15 protein-coding genes are annotated in these 19,018 nt (G+C 36.3%); 4 read left to right on the top strand and 11 right to left on the bottom strand.

Translation table 11 applies throughout. The features are described from left to right. Window positions 1–2: 2 nt before the first annotated feature. A complete protein-coding gene (locus PLA12_02895) occupies window positions 3–2,201 on the bottom strand; it encodes a hypothetical protein (GenBank protein HOQ31439.1) in 2,199 nt (732 codons plus the stop codon). Window positions 2,202–2,371: 170 nt separating this feature from the next. Here PLA12_02895 and PLA12_02890 point away from each other — a divergent pair, with 170 nt between their 5' ends. The 4 genes from PLA12_02890 to PLA12_02875 all read left to right on the top strand — a co-directional run bounded on the left by PLA12_02890 (window position 2,372) and on the right by PLA12_02875 (window position 6,061). Then, window positions 2,372–3,040: a hypothetical protein gene (locus PLA12_02890; GenBank protein HOQ31438.1), complete on the top strand. Its 669-nt coding sequence runs from the start codon at window positions 2,372–2,374 to the stop codon at window positions 3,038–3,040. 17 nt (window positions 3,041–3,057) lie between these two features. Then, on the top strand, window positions 3,058–3,318 hold the full coding sequence (locus PLA12_02885; GenBank protein ID HOQ31437.1) for a prolyl oligopeptidase family serine peptidase: 261 nt from the start codon (window positions 3,058–3,060) through the stop codon (window positions 3,316–3,318). Window positions 3,319–3,450: 132 nt separating this feature from the next. After that, window positions 3,451–4,386, top strand: coding sequence for a DUF362 domain-containing protein (locus PLA12_02880; GenBank protein HOQ31436.1), 936 nt, complete (start codon window positions 3,451–3,453; stop codon window positions 4,384–4,386). A 4-nt stretch (window positions 4,387–4,390) separates the two neighbouring features. Next, window positions 4,391–6,061, top strand: coding sequence for a 4Fe-4S binding protein (locus tag PLA12_02875; protein HOQ31435.1), 1,671 nt, complete (start codon window positions 4,391–4,393; stop codon window positions 6,059–6,061). Window positions 6,062–6,064: 3 nt separating this feature from the next. Here PLA12_02875 and PLA12_02870 read toward each other — a convergent pair whose 3' ends face one another. The 10 genes from PLA12_02870 to rsmH are packed head-to-tail and all read right to left on the bottom strand — an operon-like array spanning window position 6,065 to window position 19,003. Beyond that, window positions 6,065–6,760 (bottom strand): 6-carboxytetrahydropterin synthase, encoded by a 696-nt coding sequence (locus PLA12_02870; GenBank protein HOQ31434.1) that lies wholly within the window; start codon window positions 6,758–6,760, stop codon window positions 6,065–6,067. A gap of 14 nt (window positions 6,761–6,774) precedes the next feature. Beyond that, the gene (gene queA / locus PLA12_02865) at window positions 6,775–7,800 is read right to left on the bottom strand and encodes a tRNA preQ1(34) S-adenosylmethionine ribosyltransferase-isomerase QueA (GenBank protein HOQ31433.1); all 1,026 of its coding nucleotides are present in this window, start codon (window positions 7,798–7,800) and stop codon (window positions 6,775–6,777) included. Window positions 7,801–7,818: 18 nt separating this feature from the next. Then, complete coding sequence (locus PLA12_02860; GenBank protein HOQ31432.1) at window positions 7,819–8,955, bottom strand: putative peptidoglycan glycosyltransferase FtsW; 1,137 nt, start codon at window positions 8,953–8,955, stop codon at window positions 7,819–7,821. A gap of 3 nt (window positions 8,956–8,958) precedes the next feature. Beyond that, the gene (murD, locus tag PLA12_02855; protein HOQ31431.1) at window positions 8,959–10,344 is read right to left on the bottom strand and encodes a UDP-N-acetylmuramoyl-L-alanine--D-glutamate ligase; all 1,386 of its coding nucleotides are present in this window, start codon (window positions 10,342–10,344) and stop codon (window positions 8,959–8,961) included. Beyond that, on the bottom strand, window positions 10,341–11,822 hold the full coding sequence (gene mraY, locus PLA12_02850; protein HOQ31430.1) for a phospho-N-acetylmuramoyl-pentapeptide-transferase: 1,482 nt from the start codon (window positions 11,820–11,822) through the stop codon (window positions 10,341–10,343). Before mraY ends, murD begins: the two co-directional genes overlap by 4 nt. A gap of 58 nt (window positions 11,823–11,880) precedes the next feature. Beyond that, a complete protein-coding gene (gene murF / locus PLA12_02845; GenBank protein HOQ31429.1) occupies window positions 11,881–13,230 on the bottom strand; it encodes a UDP-N-acetylmuramoyl-tripeptide--D-alanyl-D-alanine ligase in 1,350 nt (449 codons plus the stop codon). Beyond that, window positions 13,231–14,718 (bottom strand): UDP-N-acetylmuramoyl-L-alanyl-D-glutamate--2,6-diaminopimelate ligase, encoded by a 1,488-nt coding sequence (locus PLA12_02840; GenBank protein HOQ31428.1) that lies wholly within the window; start codon window positions 14,716–14,718, stop codon window positions 13,231–13,233. A gap of 3 nt (window positions 14,719–14,721) precedes the next feature. Further along, entirely contained in the window at window positions 14,722–17,118 is a 2,397-nt protein-coding gene (locus tag PLA12_02835) for a penicillin-binding protein (GenBank protein HOQ31427.1), read from the bottom strand. Between the two features lie 8 nt (window positions 17,119–17,126). Beyond that, the gene (locus tag PLA12_02830) at window positions 17,127–18,029 is read right to left on the bottom strand and encodes a hypothetical protein (GenBank protein ID HOQ31426.1); all 903 of its coding nucleotides are present in this window, start codon (window positions 18,027–18,029) and stop codon (window positions 17,127–17,129) included. Beyond that, entirely contained in the window at window positions 18,026–19,003 is a 978-nt protein-coding gene (rsmH, locus tag PLA12_02825) for a 16S rRNA (cytosine(1402)-N(4))-methyltransferase RsmH (protein HOQ31425.1), read from the bottom strand. The genes PLA12_02830 and rsmH overlap by 4 nt, the downstream gene beginning before the upstream one ends. Window positions 19,004–19,018: the final 15 nt, after the last annotated feature.

Genomic DNA, 19,018 nt, shown 5'->3' with positions numbered 1-19,018 from the left:
TTTTATTCGGAATAAGGGGAACCAATACTTGTGTTGAATTGCTTTATTTCCAGGAAATTGGGTTCTATTTGAATTATTTTCCATTGATTATCTTGCAGAGTCCATGTAAAAGTAGTTTCGCCATCAATTCCTGCTAATATTTCGACAGGGATACTCCCTTTAACACCCGCACTATCGGAAATCTTATATCCTTTCATGCGTAAAAAGACCACCATCTTTACCTGCGTTTGATTTTCCGGAGTTGTAATAAAAAGCCATCTACGAATTTGCCAGATAACTTTAGGATATTGACATTGACTAAAAAAGAATTCCAGTCCTGCCCGAATATAATCCACACCTCTTCCCAAAGTATCTTTGCATGATGGGTCAAACAAATTTACTATGGACTCTACATTTTTACCAATAAATGCGGATTCAAATAGTTCCATTGTTTTTTTAATTGCATCTACTTGCTCTTTTTGGGGCAACTCTAAACCATCTGCGGGGTCATTACATTTTGCCTGTTCATTCAATAAAGCTGTTGATTGCATAATAGGAACACTTTCCGCTGCAAAAGTTTCCGGGGCAAGGACAACTTCTTCCACAATTCGGCTTTCCACTGAACTAAACACAAAATATTCCCCATAATTTATAGTTCCCGAAAAGGGTTCTTGTTCCGATGTTAATGCTGTTATAGAATAAGTAACGGTTTGTTGAGGCAATATAGATGTATCTTTCCATTCTCTCGTATCCAGACCCCGAGCTAATAACTGGAATGAAGTTTCAGGAGGAATTCGGCGATAAACCTGATATGAAATATCCCCTTCCCTAAAGGGCCATTTTATTAAAACTCCTTCCGCACTACGATTTGCACTAAACTTTCGGACAGGTGCAGGCAAATTGGTGATTTGGAAGGTTTGTTGATTATTTTCATACTCGTTTGAGTTAAACACAAAAATAGTTTTTCCTATACTGGCAATAAAGGCAGTTCCTTCTCCCACAGGTTGAGAAGTATTGGATAAAACCTGAGTCCATGTCCATTCGGGATGGGAAGGTCTATAACCAACAATATTCGGGAGAAAATTTGTTTCCTCTTTTGACAAAAAAGAAGGCAAGATAGGAATAATATAAGAACTTCCATTTTCAGGGACAATGACAGGCAACTTACCGTGTGAAGTATCCCCATAAATAACTTGAATCATTCTTCCTTCATTTCTTTGTAAATCTATTTCTTTTAAGTTTTGTTGGAACTCAAGTGGATTTGTGGAAGGGAATAATTGTAACCCTGTATTTACCCGTTGCAAAATCAGATTTTTTTGAGGTATGGAATTTACGGTGATAAGTTCCCGTAATGCTGGTTGTATTGCTTTTTCCCAGTGAATTTGTTCTTTCCCACCCCATAAAGCATTTTCGTCTTCAATTGCATAAACCACAGCCCCTGCAAGCATCCCATTTAATATCATTGCTCGATAAATTGGGCTATGAATACTTATTGCACCTTCTGGAGATTTTCCCAACAAACAAGGTTCAATAATAAAATTGTCGTGATACCACGAAGAACTACAAACAATTCCAAAACGATTTACAATATTGGAAGTATAAAGCCCCAACATCTCACCCAGCCCAACTATCGAAAAATCGCCGTTATAACGATACGATGGGATTACATACTCAGCATATTTTTTAACCGTGTTAAATAAAGGTTCTCCTGCTGGATTTGTAAAGAAATGAGCCCACTCTATGGAATCCATACACCAATATAAGAACCTGCCATAAGAAGCAAGTACCTGTATGAGTTTTGATACCCATAAGACATGAGAATAATCCGGGGTAATCCCATATTTTGGGGAAGGATACATATTTAATGTGAAATCATGAATAGACACTCCAAGCATATTCGGAAAACGGGCAAAAAGAGACTCCAGTTCCTGGTATTCTGGACGGGTTTCCTTATTCATAATTTGCGGTATTTTTAAAACAAAGGGACACTTAAAATCCTGAAATAGGGTACTCAATAAATCTTCTGTTTTGCCAGGGTCTATTACTATATTGGAACCTAAATCTATCCACAAGGCAGAGAAAGGTTTTAAGTTATTATCCAGAGTATCCCACTGATTTTTTATTTTTTCTATCTCTGAAGATTGGGTATTGCAAGAAAAAAGAAATAAGGGATGGTCTGCTGTTATTTCAGCAATTAAAGGGGTAGTTAAAGGACTTTCCACAGGAACCTGTCCCTGAATATAAAAAAGGGTAATTATACAAATTGAAAAAGAGATACTCGTAAACATTATTATTAATTTCTAATCAAATTATAAAAAAGTAAAGATATTTTAATAAACTATCTTTATCATGAACAAATACTTAATTGATTATTAATAAAGAATGATAGGAAATGGAAAGAAACCCGGAAGAAAAACCGTCTATCAAATTAAGACCTGTTCAGGAATTATATAACCCAGCAAGCAAGTTAACTATAAGACCCAAAACCTCTGGATTGTATAAACATCAACCTCATGTTGTATTTGCAGAAGCTTACGGCGTCGGGTTGACTATGGATGTATTCCAGCCTTTGGAGAATTCTAATGGTTATGGAATAATTGATGTTGTTTCTAATGGTTGGTTTTCTGACCGCCATCAACTTATCCAACACATGGGATTGGGTGTTTACGATGTTCTTTGTAAGCAGGGGTATTGTGTTTTTGCTTTATCGCCCGGCTCCATACAGATTTTTAATGGTATGCAAATGATTCGTAATGTTCAAGCAGGAATTCAATACATACTATCTCATACAGAGCAATTCGGTATTCATAAAAAACAATTAGGAATCATGGGTATATCCGCAGGTGGACATTTAGCTATTAATGCTTTGTTCCAGGAACCCAAATTTATAGGTAGTTTACCGTCAGAGAAGAAGCCTTTTTATAAGCATGTCCCTGTAATCGCCCTGTTTTGTTCTCCAACTGATTTGTTGTCGTTTTATTCATTATCATCTCTGCCTTTTGATATAAAAGAAATTCTTAACCGACTTGCAAGAAAAAAACTTTTCTTGAAGAAGAATTAAATTTACCTCCGACAGAACTGGAAACAAATTTAAGAGAACTTTCTCCTATATATTTTCCAATGGAAAAAATTGAGAATCCACCTTCGGTATTGTTATTTCATGGGACAAAAGATATGATTGTTCCTTTCTTGCAATCGGAGAATTTTTATAAAAAAATCAAAACATTACAATGGGACTGTGAATTAATAATCAAAAAAAATGCACCTCATATCTGGAAAGAAATGTCTATTGATTTTGAATATTTAGGAAAATGGTTCTTAAGAAGATTGAATGCATAGCAAGGATTTGTAATATCGAAACTATTTTTCTATGTAGATATGTCTAAATATATGGAGTAAATAACCGTTGAAATGTAGTATAATGTAATACATCCTATAGCCTGCTAAAACCTAAGATTAGGAGAATGAATTATGAAAAAAAAGACACGTAGACAATTTTTGATTGAAACAGGTTGTTGTGCAGGAGCATTAGCCTTTCAGCCTTTTATGGGCAATGCACAGACTACAAATTCTCCGTTAGACATGGTCGTTTGTAAATGGAAAGGAGACCCTGTCCCTGAAGAACCTACCCGAGAAATTGCAGAAAAACTTTTGAAAAAAGCCGCTGAGGCTATTGGCGGAATGGAACGCTTCGTTAAGAAAGGAGATGTCGTCTGGATTAAGCCCAATATAGCATGGGATAGAACTCCTGAACAATCTGCAAATACAAATCCAGATTTGTTAAGGGCTTTGATAGAACTGTGCTTTAATGCAGGAGCAAAAACAGTTAAAGTAGGTGATAATACCGTAAACGATGCGACTAAATCTTATGTAACCAGTGGTATCTCTGCCGTTGTAAAAGAAACAGGAGCAGAACTTGTATATGTAGACCGTAGTCGCTTTAAAGAAATGGAAATAGGAGGAGAACGAGTAAAAAAGATACCTCTATATCCCGAAATAATCGAATCAGATATTGTAATTAGCGTTCCTGTTACCAAACATCATGCTTCTACTACAGTAACCCTTGCAATGAAAAATTATATGGGTGTAATTGAAAATCGTAGAATGTTTCATCAGGATTTGCCTACCTGCATTAAAGACATAACCGCATATATGAAACCCAAGGTTTCTATTCTTGATGCTATCCGTGTCCTTACTGCAAATGGTCCTCAAGGTGGAGACCTAAAAGATGTAAAAAGAGTAAATACTGTTGCCATATCTACAGACATTGTAGCGTTAGATGCTTTCGGATGTGAAATATTAAATCACGACCCGAATCAAATAGGAACTGTTAAAAAGGCTTTTGAAGCAGGTTTGGGTCAAATTGATTATAAAAACAAACTAAAGTATCAGGAAATCGTAGTATAAAATCATGAAGTTTAAAAAACCTCGTTCTTGGATGCAGTGGATAAGGCGCTTTTGTCAATTGGTGTTTTTTGTCTTATTCATTATTCTGGCATGGAATTTACACTTTTTAGATGAGGGTAATTCAACAGGAATTTATAAAATCTTTTTCCATCTTGACCCTCTTATTTTCTTGCTCACACTTTTATCTACATGGACACTGGCAGGATTATCCTTGCTTTGCATTTCTACTGTAATAATTACTTTTCTTTTAGGTAGGGTATTTTGCGGATGGTTTTGCCCTTTTGGAACTCTTCATACTTTTTTTACATGGTTAGCCCAATCAGGAAAAAAGAAAAAGGAATATCAAAATCGGACTTCGGCTCATCGTGTTAAATATTTTATTCTCTTTGCCATGTTAGGTATGAGTCTGTTTGGAGGTCATTGGTTTGGAATTTTTGACCCATTTTCTTTTTTCTATCGAGCCCTATCAACAGGGATATTTCCTGCATTTCATATAGCTATTGAAGAATCCAGCACTGCCCTTTATAAAGAAGACCCTAAAATATTGGGATTTCCTATTACAAAAATTTCAGAACCTATCTATCAAAAATTACGAACTCATGTATTTAAAATGTCTCAAAAAACCTTTTATACAGAAGGGACAATTATTACTTTTACTCTACTTCTTGTAATAGGACTGAATTTTGTTCGTCCCCGCTTCTGGTGTCGTTATATGTGTCCGTTAGGAGGGCTATTGGGGCTGATTTCTCAAAAACCTTTATTGCGTCTAAAAAATGATGAAAGTACTTGTATTAACTGTCGGCAATGTAGTAAAGCATGCCCTGCAGGAGCCCAACCTGACCAACGCGGGAATTGGTTGCCAACGGAATGTTTTGTTTGCTGGAATTGTGTAGCCTCATGCCGTTCTGACTCTATTTCATTTCAATTTCAGATTCCCGGTAAAAAAGCAATCGCTACGGGAAAACTTGATTATCCACGGAGAACAGTTTTAACCGCAATGGCAACCGGTACTGTAGGGTTGTTAGGTTTCCGTGTTGCTCCGCAATCAAAACAAGGACAGCCTTTTCCTGAAACATTGATTCGTCCTCCGGGGTCAAGAAACGAACGAGAGTTCTTGCAACGATGTATTCAGTGTGGAGCGTGTATGCGGGTATGTCCGACAAACGCAATACAACCTGCGGGAATAGAAGGAGGTTGGGAAGCCCTATGGACGCCTAAACTCGTGCCTAAAATAGGTTATTGCCTTTACAGTTGCAATATGTGTGGTCAGGTATGTCCAACGCAAGCAATCCAGCCTATTCCTTTATTAGAAAAGCAAAAAACAAAAATTGGATTGGCAACATTCGACAAGGGTAGATGTATTCCTTACTCTTATGGAAGAGAGTGTCTTGTATGTGAAGAACATTGTCCACTTTCCCCCAAAGCCATTTATCTTGTGGAAAGAGATGTAACCCTGAGAGATGGCAGGGTAGTTAAAATAAAACAACCGGAAGTTGACCCTAACCTGTGTATTGGTTGTGGTTTCTGTGAATGGTCCTGTGTATTTCAAGATAAAGCCGCTATTCGTATAACCACTGCCAACGAATCGCGAAATACTAAGAATCAACCTATTTTAGTATTTGAAGATACTTATCCGACTGGGACAGAGAATAATAGTTCACAAAGTCCTTATTAATCTTTATTTTTTATCTCGCCATATACAGTAAGAAGAAGGGGTTTCCTGAACGATAACAATATCAGGCGGGTGATTAAATTCGTGAAGTTTTTCGATAATCCAATGAGTTAATATTTCACTTGTTGCTTTTTCCAGTCCCGGAATCTCATTTAACCAGCGATGGTCTAATAAATCATATATTTTTCTTAAAACAGAGGGGAGATTATTCATATCTTTTGAGGCTACTTTCACAAAATAACTATGTCCATGTAAATGATGGCAGGGATGGGAATTGGGCAGTTGGGGCAAGGATTGGGCAGATTCAAAAGAAAAACGCCATAATTCAGGAAGGTCTTTTTCGGCTGGGAGTTTGCAAGGCTTAAAGTCAAGGTCTCCTATAATTCCAATACGAATACTTTTAAACCACCATGGTTTTTCCTGAAGTTGTTCCCGAAACCAATTTTCTATTGCGGGGATAGTTGTATCCTTTTCCAATCCACTGATTTCATTTAAATAGGAATGGTCTAACATATTAATGATAGGAACAATACTTTTTTTTATTTCACTAAAATCAACTATCCAGCCATAATCGGGATGTAAAGACCCTTCAGCAATTATTTCTGCATAAAAGGTATGTCCATGTAACTGGGCATATTTTCCTCCTTTGTGTTCATTTTTATGTGCAGAATCAAAATATAAATACTTCGATATTTGTAACATGAATTAACCTCAAACTATAAAATTAACATTGTATCACCATAAGAATAAAAACGAAAATTGTTTTCTATAGCATAATTATACGCTTTCATAATCAATTCTTTGCCAGCAAAAGCAAAAACCAATGCTAACAAGGATGAGCGCGGAAGATGAAAATTCGTCTGTAAAACATCTATAGCATGAAAATGGTAAGGGGGATGTATAAATTTTGTTGTAGATCCAAAACCTGCTTGAAATTTTCCCTCAATATATTGAGTTTCCAATACTCTTGTGACCGTTGTTCCTACTGCGATTATTCTTTTTCCTTCTCTTTTTTTCTTATTCAATAAAGTTGCTGTCTCTTCACTGATAGCAAAATCTTCTGCATCTACAACATGTTGTTCTACCCTCTCCGTAGTTATAGGTTTAAAGGTTCCATAACCTACATGAAGAGTAATATAACAAGTATCAATTCCTTTTTCCTTTAGTTTCTTAAATACACGATTCGTATAGTGTAAGCCTGCAGTTGGTGCAGCAACAGAACCTGATTTCTTTGCATAGATCGTCTGGTAACGAATGCGGTCATCAGGTTCTGGGGATTCTCTACGAATATAGGGAGGAAGAGGGACTAAACCTATTTTATGAATGATTGATAAAAGATTCCCTTGCGGATAATGTACAATCCGTTTCCCTTCACCTAAAAAATCACGAATCTCAACTTTTATTTTATCGTGAAGCACAACACTCGTTGCTATGGGCACTTTTGCCGAAGGTTTTACAAGGGCTATCCAGTCCTGTTTACTTATCTGTTTTAGTAAAAAAACCTCTACTTTCCCTCCTGTTTTTTCTTTATATCCCAATAATCGTGCAGGAATTACTTTTGTATCATTAAGGACAAGGACATCTCCTTGATTAAAATATCGGTATAAATTACGAAATAAATCCTCTTTAATAGAAGCATCTTTTCTATTTACCACTAACAATCGGGCAGAATCACGAGGTTTAACAGGATGTTGGGCTATTCTTTCTTCGGGTAAGAAATAATTCAATTCCTCAGTTAACATAAAATAATACTTGGTATCTTACTTTATGGGATTACTTAGATTTAAAAAAATAAACGCCTTCCAATAAGAAGGTGATTCTGTTCGCACCTCTTGAAAACCGATGTTTACAAGGCAACCCAACATAAACATATTTGCAATGAAAGAGGACCCCCCGCTACTTATTAGAGGTAAACACATTCCCTTTACAGGAAGAATTCCTATATTTACCATCATCATTATAATTGCCTGAATTCCAATCATACATGTTATCCCCATAGCAAGAAGGGAACCTTGCAAATCAGGAGATTTTCGGGCTATTTCAAAGCCATAGTAAATTAATAATAAAAATAGAATTACAACGAGTATGGCACCTAACATACCCATTTCTTCACCAATAATTGAAAATGGGAAATCACGATGTGCTTCGGGCAAGTAATCCAATTTTTGTTCTCCCGCGCCAATACCTACACCTAATAAATTTCCGCGATAAAATGAAACTAACGATTGGATTATATGCCATCCTTTCCCAGAAGGGTCCCATTCCGGAAACCAAGTATATATAATTCGGTCAATTCGATGAGGTTTCGATATTACAAAAAAGGCAAATATACCTCCAAAGATACCTGCCCCTATCAACAGATATTTTCTATGTATTCCTGCAACGAACATCATACACAGTACCGTAGTCATAATTACGGTAGGTGTTCCCTGGTCATTTTCTAATACAATGAACATACAATAAACTAATGCAAGCAAAATAGGAAATAGTATCCCAAAATAGAATCCTTTTAACATATTATAGAAACGAGATAAATACCATGCGATAGTAACTAAAACGGCTATCTTTGCAAATTCGGAAGGCTGAAGAGAAAAAACTCCAAAAATATTTAACCATCTTCGAGCTCCATTTCTTAATTCTCCGAAAAATAAAACGGCTATTAACCCCAGAAAACAAATAATAGTCAAAAGCCATAAATTTACGGGTTTAAAAAGTTTATGATAATCATAAAATAGTAAGGCTATGAAACAGCCTCCTCCAATAAACATTAAAATAAACTGTTTTATCAGGAAAGATTGCAAATTAGTTCTCAAACCTTCAACGCTATACCCTACTAAAATACCCAGTATGGCTAAAATCACAGTAATAACAATTATTACGGATGAATCCTTATGCATTTCTTATAACTCCTCTGCTAATAATTTCTGCACACATTCTCGAAAATGGTCCCCACGAGCCTCATAGTTAGAATACATATCAAAGCTCGCACATGCAGGCGATAACAAAATAACAGATTGGGGAATTGCATTTTTCCATGCTACTTTAACAGCCTCTTCCATAGTGGTAACCCTTTCTGTTCTCACCAAATCAGAAAACGCTTTTTCGATGTTTTCTGCATCTTCACCGATTGTAACTAAAAAATAGACTTTTTCCTGTATTAAAGACCGTAATGGCAAATAGCTGGAACCTTTTCCTCGACCGCCCGCAATTAAAACAATGGGTTGTTGAAAACTTTCCAGAGCAACACGGAGACTTTCAACATTTGTGGATTTTGAATCATTGTAAAATTCTACATTATTTTTGCTTCCTAAAAATTCTATTCTATGTGGAACTCCTTTAAAAGAAGACATTGCGTTTAATACTCGTGCGGGCTGTTTATATACCACATTTACAGAAGTCAACACCGCAAGGGCATTCGATAAATTATGCATGCCTTTCAAAGGTAATCCGTCAACGCTATCCAAAATTGTTTCATCGAACCATATATAGCGTTTATCTCTTATCTCAATCCATGCTCCAGGAGATACTTTTTGATTAAGGGAAAAATAATATTTATTTACAGATGGAGGAATACTCATCGAAGAAACCCACTTATCATCTTTATTTATCACGGCATAATCATTTTCACCTTGATTATGAAATATCCTACTTTTTACATTTGCATATTCTTGCATGGTAGGATGGCGTGTTATATGGTCTGGAGTAACATTCAGAACAACCGCAACATGAGGATGAAAATAATAACAATATTCCAATTGATAACTACTTAACTCTGCTACAATCCAATCCTTTTGAATATTTTCGGCAATAACTTCAGACAATGGAGTATCATTATTACCTGCTAAAACACTACTGAAACCTAATTCTTTCAGGGTGTGATGTATCCATGAAGTAACTGTTGTTTTCCCATTGGTTCCTGTTACTGCAATTATAGGCGACTGTGTAAAATAATAAGCATATTCGAATTCGCCAATAACAGGGATATTGTTCATTGTTGCTAATTTTAATAATGGAATTTGAGGAGAAACTCCCGGACTGACAATTATAAAATCTATTTTGGATAGCAAATTTTCGGGATGCTGCCCTAAAACATAATCAATACCTAATTTATTAAATAATTCGATAGCATCTGGGATTTCTCCTTCTTTCTTTATATCGTTGATAATCACTTCCTTTCCCTGTTTTTTTAATAACTTTACGGAAGCCAGACCGGATTTCCCAGCGCCAATAATTAGCACGCGATTTAATAACTTTACTTTTTCAGGTGTGAAATTAGAGGTAATCATCTCAGTTTAAGTGCTCCCAAACTCAAAAGTGCAAACAACAAAGCAATTATCCAGAAACGGAGTGTAACTTTTGTCTCTGTCCAACCTAACAACTCAAAATGGTGATGCAATGGAGCCATTCGGAAAATTCTTTTTCCTGTAAGTTTGAATGATGCTACCTGTAATAAAACGCTCCCGGCTTCGAGGACAAAAATACCTGCCACTAATGGAAGTAATAACTCTTGTTTTGTAAGGACGGCAAGAGATGCTATGGCTCCTCCCAAAGATAAAGACCCGGTATCTCCCATAAAGACCTCTGCTGGATGACCATTATACCATAGGAAACCTAAACCCGAGCCCAACAAAGCAGAGCCAAATACGAACAATTCACTTGCCTCGGGGACATAAGTAAGAAAAAGATACCGACTCCAATCTGCACGGCTCACAATATACGCAATACCGGCGTATGCCATAACAGAAATAATCGAAGAACCTATGGCAAGTCCATCCAATCCATCGGTCAGATTTACAGCATTGGACACACTGACTACAATAAGGGCTACAAATAAAATATAAAATACCCCTAAGGGGATAAAAAGATTTTTGAATCCGGGTACTCCTACTTTCGTGTGCAACGAAGAGGTAGAAAGATAAAAGGAGTCTTTGAAAGTATCCTCAATTAATAATCGTGCCAGACGCTGTTTTTGAAAAGGCTTATTTTTATTTTTGTTATTTAAATATGTTTGAATTTCTGTTCGTAATTCTTTTCCATTCCATAACGAATTATACTGCCATTCGTCCCTATCAATTACCTGATTAAGACTTCGAATAAGTAATGACTGTTCTTCTACTTCCAATTCCTTTTTCATATTTAATTGCAACAAATGTTCTTTTAAGGACAACGGAATTTGTGAACAAATATAAACAAGTTGTTCATCTCCGTTTTTATTTAAACCTTGAACTAATTGATTTTTTAAGTTTGTCCAGTCTTTTACATCCGATAGATTTAAATAAATAGCACCGGGAGTTATCGGATTGAAATACAAATAAACTCCAAAAACGATTCCTGTAAGGATTTGTCCTATTAATTTATCTCTTGCCCGTAAACCATCATTATGTTTTCGTTTTAATTTAATGTAATCATCTAAGAAACCCAGTATCCCCAGCGCACAAAAAACACCCATTGTAAGCCATAAAAAACGATTGGTAAGACGACCCCATATTAAAAGAGAAACAAAAGTTGCGATAAGTATTAAAATACCGCCCATGGTAGGCGTTCCTGCTTTTCCTTTATGAAGTTGGTGTAAGTCTGCAACATATTCCTTTTTGATATACTGTCCAATTTTCATTTCTTGCAATTTGTGTATAACAAAGGGTCCTATTACAAGAGTTATTAAAAAGGAGGTAAAAACAGCCCCCCCAGCCCTAACTGTGTGATAAGTTAGAACATTTATTAATCCGAAATAAGGTAGTAGTAAAATGGCAATGTAATATAGCATTTATACCTCTATTAATCCTTCTCCTTCATAAAAAAATAAAATTATATAACAATTATATCTATTCATTCATTATTTTCTCTTTCAAACCCTGAATAACCTTTTCCATTGTCATTCCGCGAGAACCTTTGACCAATATTCGACTTAGCGGAGGGAGCATTTCAATAATTTTGTTTACAATTTCGTCATGATTTGAGCATACTGTCACTGATTTTACTCCTGCTTCGAAAGCACCTCTCTGAACTTCCTGTGCATAATTCCCATATAGAAATAGAACATCTACACCACATTCTCCTACTTGTTTCCCCAATAAATAATGGTATTTTTCACTCTCCTCTCCCAACTCAAGCATATCTCCCAAAACGGCACACCGATAGCCTTCAACACCAGTTAATTGTAGATATTCTAATGCAGATTTCATACTTGCAGGATTAGCATTATAACTATCGTCAATAATAGTAAAATGTCCAACTTGATAGGTTTTTATTCTTCCCGCTTTATAATATGCCTCTGCAAGTGTCTGTTCGTCTATAGGTATTTTATGCTTCAATGAGACTGCTACAGCGAGCAAAAAGTTTGATAGTAAAGATGAAGAACATAAAGGCAATCTTAATTTGCCAACAGGTTCTATCTCTACCTCCATTTCTTCTAACGAAATTTTACGGACAGATTTTAATCTTACATCCCCTTTTTTACCATAATAAATTCTATTAGCAATAATTCGGTTTCCTATGGAAACACAATAGGGATTATCCATATTGACATAGAAATATCCCCAGGGAGGAAGGCATTTGGCAATATTGGATTTTTCTCTTGCTATACCCTCCAAATTTCCTAATCTTTCTATATGTGCAGGAGCAATAGTGGTAATAACAGACTCATCCGGATATGCGATAGCAGACAATTCAGCAATATCTCCTGCCTTGCCAGCACCCATTTCTATTACACCCCAATCGGTATCTTCATCCATTTGTAATAAGGAAAGTGGACAACCTAATTCATTGTTATAATTCCCTCGGGATGCTACCACTTTATACTTTTTTGCTAAAACGGCTGAAATTAATTCTTTTGTAGTAGTCTTACCACAGGAACCTGTAATGGCAAAAACCTGAGATTTTATATTGGTTCGATGCCAACGAGCCAATTTTTGAATTGCCTGTAAAGTGTCTCTCACACATATTGAAGGGAAACCATTATCTTTCGATACAACAACAGCCACTGCTCCTTTCTTGAATGCTTCTGGAACGAATTGGTGTCCATCCACTCTGTTTCCTGGTAAAGCGAAGAAGACATCTCCCGGTTGAATAGTTCGGGTATCTATAGAAACACCGGTAAATTCAATATGTTCATCTCCTTGTAATTTTCCAGCGACAACTTTTGCCAAATCTCTTAAGCAGTATTTCCAGGGCATCTATATTTTTCCTTTCAGGAATTTACGTGCTACTTCTCTATCATCAAAAGGCAATTTCTGTGTTCCAATAATCTGATACGGTTCATGTCCTTTCCCCGCAATTACTACTATATCATTTGATTTTGCCTTGTCAATAGCAAACTGTATAGCATCTTCTCTGTTTTCGATAACATAATAATCATCCCCTTTGTGTTTACCCATCTTTTGGACACCTACTTCAATATCCAATAAAATGCGTTTCGGGTCTTCTGTTCGTGGATTATCAGAAGTTAAAATGATAAGGTCTGCCCACTTCCCTGCTACTGCTCCCATCTTTGGTCGTTTTGTTTTATCGCGGTCTCCCCCACAACCAAAAACCACAATCACTCTACCGCGAGTTAGACTTCTTGCCGTTTGTAACACATGATTTAAACCATCATCTGTATGTGCATAATCTACCACTACGGTAAATTCCTGTCCTTCTTCAATTAATTCAAAACGACCCGGAACAGATTTTAAATTTTTTAACCCCTTTTGAATCTCTTTCAAAGAAAAGCCCATTTCTCCTGCAATAGCAGAAGCACATAGCGCATTAAAAACATTATGCTTGCCTATCAGAGACAGTTTTATTTCTCCTTCACCGGTTGGAGTATGCAAGATAAATTGTGTATCTTTCATGGATACTTCTATATCACTTGCCCAATAATCTCCCTTCATACCGTAAGTAACATATCTTGATTTGCAATGTTGTATGAATTGGTCTGCATTAGGGTCGGATTTGTTTATAACACCAAAGGCATTTCCTCCCTCTAAACTTTCAAACAGTTTCAGTTTTGCTTTAAGATATTCCTCCATTGTTTTATGATAATCCAGATGGTCCTGTGTAAGATTTGTAAATGCCCCTACTGTAAAATGAATTCCTGCAACACGGTCCTGGGCTAAAGAGTGGCTACTCACTTCCATTACCACATGCGTAACACCTGCATCTTTCGCTTTAGAAAACAGGGAAACCAGTTCTTCATTGAAAGGGGTTGTGTGAACTGCTTCGATACTTTGTTCACCGATAGTATAGCCTAATGTTCCAAACCGTGCCGCGACAATTCCTTTTTCCTTCAAAATGCTTTCCACTAAATAAGTAGTGCTTGTTTTCCCATTTGTCCCTGTAATTCCTATTACAACCATTGATTGAGTGGGGTTTCCTGCAAGATAATGTGCTACTTCGCCTAAAATATAACGCGGATTTTCATGAGCAAAATAAGGGACATTTTTCTCTTTTAATAGATTTAGATATTCCTCGGGCAACTGAGGTAAGCCAATAACTGCAATGGCTCCTTTATCTATGGCTTCCGGGATGTAATTCCAACCTTGTGAATGTTCCCCAGGTATTGCTGTAAATATGAACCCTTTCTGAACCCTTCGTGAATCTTCGGTTATCCCAAAAATGTTTTCATCAGAAATAGAGGAAAAATACTTTAATTTCCACTTTTCTACCATTTCTTTAAGGGTCATTTCCTATTCCTCTTTTTTTAATGAAACCATTTCCCTTGGGGAGTGGAAATCTTCAGAAAAATCTAACAAACATATATCCACTTCTTTTAAGGGAGTTCCTGCTACAGGGTATTGAGATATAACTCTTCCGTAGCCACGACATTCATAGTCTATTTTTAATGAATTTAAAACATGTAATACTTTCATTTTTGTTAATCCTGAAAGGTCAGGTAAAGTTTCCGTTTGTTTTGCAATATTAATAATTTCTTCCTCAGACATTGGGTTAAAAACAGGTTTTTTAGATTCATTTTTTTCCGTTTTGCTTTGCTTCTCCTTATTATTACTCCTATCCGATTTGTTTTCTGCGGACATAGTTTTGCTTACTTCTGTTGAATCTTCATCCATTAACTCATGAAGCCATAGAGGGTCTATATTCTCAAAATATAAGGAGTCATTATCTTTTTCTACACTCTCTTCCGCAATAAATCCCTCTTGTTTCAACAAATCATTGGAAAAGGTAGGGTCTGGGGGAACTTTTAGACGGGTCAAAGTGTAATAAACAACATTTCTGAATACGGGTCCACAAACATATCCACCATAACGAATCTTTGACATGGGATAACGAATCACAATCACGGCTACAACTTTTGGATGTGAAATAGGAGCAAAACCTGCAAAAACGGAGATAATCTTATCTGGGTCATATCCACCACCTTCTTTTTGAGACTTTGCCAAAAGAGCCGTTCCTGTTTTTCCTCCAACTTTATATCCCGGAATATTTGCTGATTTTCCTGTTCCTTTTAATACAACCTGATGGCATAAGGTCCTCAAAATTTCTGCAGTTTCAGATTTTATTACCTGGGGTTGTTTATCTGCTTTATGCTCATACAAAACCTCACCATCTGGAAGAGTTACCTTATCCACGATATAGGGTTCTATCAAATATCCACCATTAGCAATTACGGCATAAGCCCTCGCAAGTTGAATGGGAGTAACCATAACGGCATAGCCAATGGACATAGAACTTAAAGTTGTCTCGGCTTTGTTTGTGGAAATAGCACCTATTCTTTCTGTAGAGATATCTTGGAGCGTTTTTGTTCCAAATCCAAATTTTTTTACATATTCGCGTAAAGTTTCCAGTCCTACACTTCTTCCCACTTTTACCATAGCCACATTGCTGGATTGTTCAAAACATTTCCAGAACGGCACAGCCCCCATACCATGGACATCTCGGATAACTTTCCTTCCGACTTGGAACCTCCCCCCTTCACAATCAATAATCGTATTTGTCTCGATACCTCCTTTTTCAATCCCCGCAGAGGCGGTAACAATTTTAAAGGTGGAACCTGGCTCTATAAGTTCATATAACACTTTATTTTTTAGGGCATCACCCTGCCTTGTTTCCGGAACATTAGGGTCATAGGATGGACGAGAAGCCATAGCCAGAATTGCCCCATTAAAAGGGTCCATTATAATGCCCATTCCATCTACCGCATTGCACTCTTCAATCCTTCGGTCTAATTCTTTTTCCAGAACATGCTGGATTTCTAAGTCTATTGTAAGATGGACATTGGCTCCCGGATACTGTCCTTTCTGTTCGTGCGAAGTAGATGGAAGAATATTCCCCGAACTATTTTTCCGCCCAGAAATCTCAGTGGGGTCTGCATAAAGATATTTATCCCAATCTTTTTCTATCCCATCTATGCCCCCTACTCGATTTTCATTGTTCATGGCTACAAAGCCGATTATGTTCCCGCCTACATCATGATGAGGATATTGGCGAAACCATTCATAATTTATAAACAATGGATTTCCTTTAGGTTTACTATTATCTTCCGATTTATCCAGTTTTTTACTAAAATAGGACAACAACATTTCTTTATAAGATTGTTTTTTCTCTTCTTGTGGGGTTGTGGATTTTTTTAATTGTTCCTTCTGCCATTTATTAATTTCTGAAACAAAATTCTCTAATTCTGCTTTTGGGATATCGTCAATTCCTCGGCGGAGTAATACATACTTTAACTTATCGCCTTTATCGTTTGTAAGTGTCATTCTCTTTTTTATATATTCAACATCCAATCCTAATTTTTTGGATACTTTCTCTGCCATTTCGTCCGGGTATAAAATATCCGCAGGAGAACAAAATAGCGAAGGCATTAGAACAGAATACGCTAAAGGATTTTGTGACCTATCATATATCATTCCTCGCGGATTTTCCCGCATTATTTTCCCATCATGTTTGGTAGCATAATCTTTAACAATCTGCTTGGGGAAAAAAGATACTATAAAAAGACGGACAACAATTATACAGAGTAAAAGGAACAAGCATAATTGCAAAATAGCCAATCGTTTTATTTCGATTGTTTGAGGAATTTTTTCTTCTACATCAAAAGGCGATTTTTTGAATATATCGCTTACCATCTTATCCCTTACAGTTTTTCTATTAAGAACTCCAGTGATGAATCAATGTCTATGTCGCCATTATTTTTATCCGACTGTAAATTCTTTTCACTTTTATCCGTTTTTGGAACATTGCCTTCATTCGATTCTTCTACAACACCGCTTTTCGATTGTGCACTGACTGGGGGAACAATTTCGCTCAGAAATTCATCATATACAGTATTTCCAAATTTGTTCATTAAGTTCTTTATCTTTTGTTCAAAACTTTTTTCTTCTTCTGCATATTTAATTTCATAAGAAGGTATCTCTATCTTTTTAGGTTTTTGTGGAAATAACATATCTGAAGATGCGGTTTGCACCAATTTATCTCGTTCGTCTTTACTATATGTTATCCGAACTACCTGTTCGGGTTTTGGAGTAACCAAGCCCAACTGGTATCCCAATCGTGTTAAATTCTGCAAGTTTTCCAATTTTACCTTTTCAACTTTTAACGCCTCTATTTCTGCCATCATCGCCTGTAGTCCATAGTTTATATCCTCTTCTTTTTGTGTATCTGTTTCTTCCTCTTGCGTTTGATTTTGCTCTTTAGGTTCTGCAAAAAAACCTATTTTCTTGATTAGCTTTGAGAAAAAAGATGTAGAACTCGTATCTTTTGTTTGTTCATTTTCATCTTTTATTGTCTCTACAGAGGCTTCGCTTTTGTTATCCTTATTTACTTCCCTTAATTTATCGTGTTCTTTAAAGCCCCTCTCATTTTTAACCCATCGTGTAATATTCTTTTTTGCCTGTATCGTTAGATAGTCATAATGCCAGCGTTGGACATTTATATATAAATCTACTGCCAGCACTCCAAATACAATAAATACAGGGATGAGGTATAACGAACCGATAAACAATGCCTCTTTTCGTGTTTGTATAACTTTTTTACTCATTCATTTATCCTCTCTCTTGAAATATAATGTTGAATATATGTATCCGAAATTTTTTCAATGGCTCTTAACCTTGCACTTTTCGCTCTCGGGTTCATTCTTGTCTCTTCAGATGAAGGCGACAACGGTTTTGGCGTTAAAATTTTTGCGACAGGAGAAATTTGTTCTCTTAAAATACCCTCTGGAGATAAAATCCGCAATGGCTGTGATACAAAACGAAACACAGATTTTACAATTCTATCTTCACCGGAATGAAAACTAATTACTATAAACCGTCCGTTTATAGCCAATATTTTCAATCCTGCCCATAAACCTTTCCTCAGAAAAAATAATTCATTATTAACTGCAATTCGTAATGCTTGAAATACCTTACGGACTTCATCGGGAATACGATTAACATGAGGAAATTCTTCCAACACAGTTTGAACTATATCTGAAATTTTTTTGATTTTTCCTTCTTTCCTACGCATAATAATTTTTTTTGCAATACGATATGGCTTTACAACATCTCCATACTCTTTCAATGTTTTTGCAAGAGCATGTTCGTCCGTATGGTCTAAAAAATCACTGAGGGTTTCCTTTTCATTTGTATCCATACGCATGTCCAGAGGACCATCTTTCTGAAAAGAAAATCCGCGTTCTTCATCATCTAATGCAAAACTGGAAAGTCCTGCGTCAATTAAAATTCCATCTACTTCCTGAACACCTAACACATTAATTACCTTATCCATATCTGCATAATTGGCATGATATATTTTTACTCGTTTCTCGTTTTCAAATTTTTTAGAACATATCTGTATTGCTTTGGGGTCTCTGTCTATTCCGATAACCATACGGGGAGAGAGGGCTTCGAGAATGCAAGAAGTATGTCCACCAGCACCTATCGTCGCATCAACAAAAATACCCTTCTCTCTCTCTTGGAGGAGATTTATTACCTCCTTTGCCATTACAGGAATATGATATGTTTCATTGGTCATAAATTCTTGACATGA

This window comes from Candidatus Hydrogenedens sp. (assembly GCA_035378955.1).
Lineage (GTDB): Bacteria > Hydrogenedentota > Hydrogenedentia > Hydrogenedentales > Hydrogenedentaceae > Hydrogenedens.
This window is presented reverse-complemented; position numbering and strand designations above follow the sequence as displayed.

What these genes read in the sequence shown, in the direction of transcription:
- PLA12_02860 (HOQ31432.1), bottom strand. Translation starts at nt 8,955, where the DNA reads ATGCATAAGGATTCATCCGTAATAATTGTTATTACTGTGATTTTAGCC.
- PLA12_02870 (HOQ31434.1), bottom strand. Translation starts at nt 6,760, where the DNA reads ATGTTACAAATATCGAAGTATTTATATTTTGATTCTGCACATAAAAAT.
- PLA12_02830 (HOQ31426.1), bottom strand. Translation starts at nt 18,029, where the DNA reads ATGAGTAAAAAAGTTATACAAACACGAAAAGAGGCATTGTTTATCGGT.
- mraY (HOQ31430.1), bottom strand. Translation starts at nt 11,822, where the DNA reads ATGCTATATTACATTGCCATTTTACTACTACCTTATTTCGGATTAATA.
- murF (HOQ31429.1), bottom strand. Translation starts at nt 13,230, where the DNA reads ATGCCCTGGAAATACTGCTTAAGAGATTTGGCAAAAGTTGTCGCTGGA.
- queA (HOQ31433.1), bottom strand. Translation starts at nt 7,800, where the DNA reads ATGTTAACTGAGGAATTGAATTATTTCTTACCCGAAGAAAGAATAGCC.
- PLA12_02880 (HOQ31436.1), top strand. Translation starts at nt 3,451, where the DNA reads ATGAAAAAAAAGACACGTAGACAATTTTTGATTGAAACAGGTTGTTGT.
- PLA12_02840 (HOQ31428.1), bottom strand. Translation starts at nt 14,718, where the DNA reads ATGACCCTTAAAGAAATGGTAGAAAAGTGGAAATTAAAGTATTTTTCC.
- PLA12_02890 (HOQ31438.1), top strand. Translation starts at nt 2,372, where the DNA reads ATGGAAAGAAACCCGGAAGAAAAACCGTCTATCAAATTAAGACCTGTT.
- PLA12_02835 (HOQ31427.1), bottom strand. Translation starts at nt 17,118, where the DNA reads ATGGTAAGCGATATATTCAAAAAATCGCCTTTTGATGTAGAAGAAAAA.
- rsmH (HOQ31425.1), bottom strand. Translation starts at nt 19,003, where the DNA reads ATGACCAATGAAACATATCATATTCCTGTAATGGCAAAGGAGGTAATA.
- PLA12_02875 (HOQ31435.1), top strand. Translation starts at nt 4,391, where the DNA reads ATGAAGTTTAAAAAACCTCGTTCTTGGATGCAGTGGATAAGGCGCTTT.
- murD (HOQ31431.1), bottom strand. Translation starts at nt 10,344, where the DNA reads ATGATTACCTCTAATTTCACACCTGAAAAAGTAAAGTTATTAAATCGC.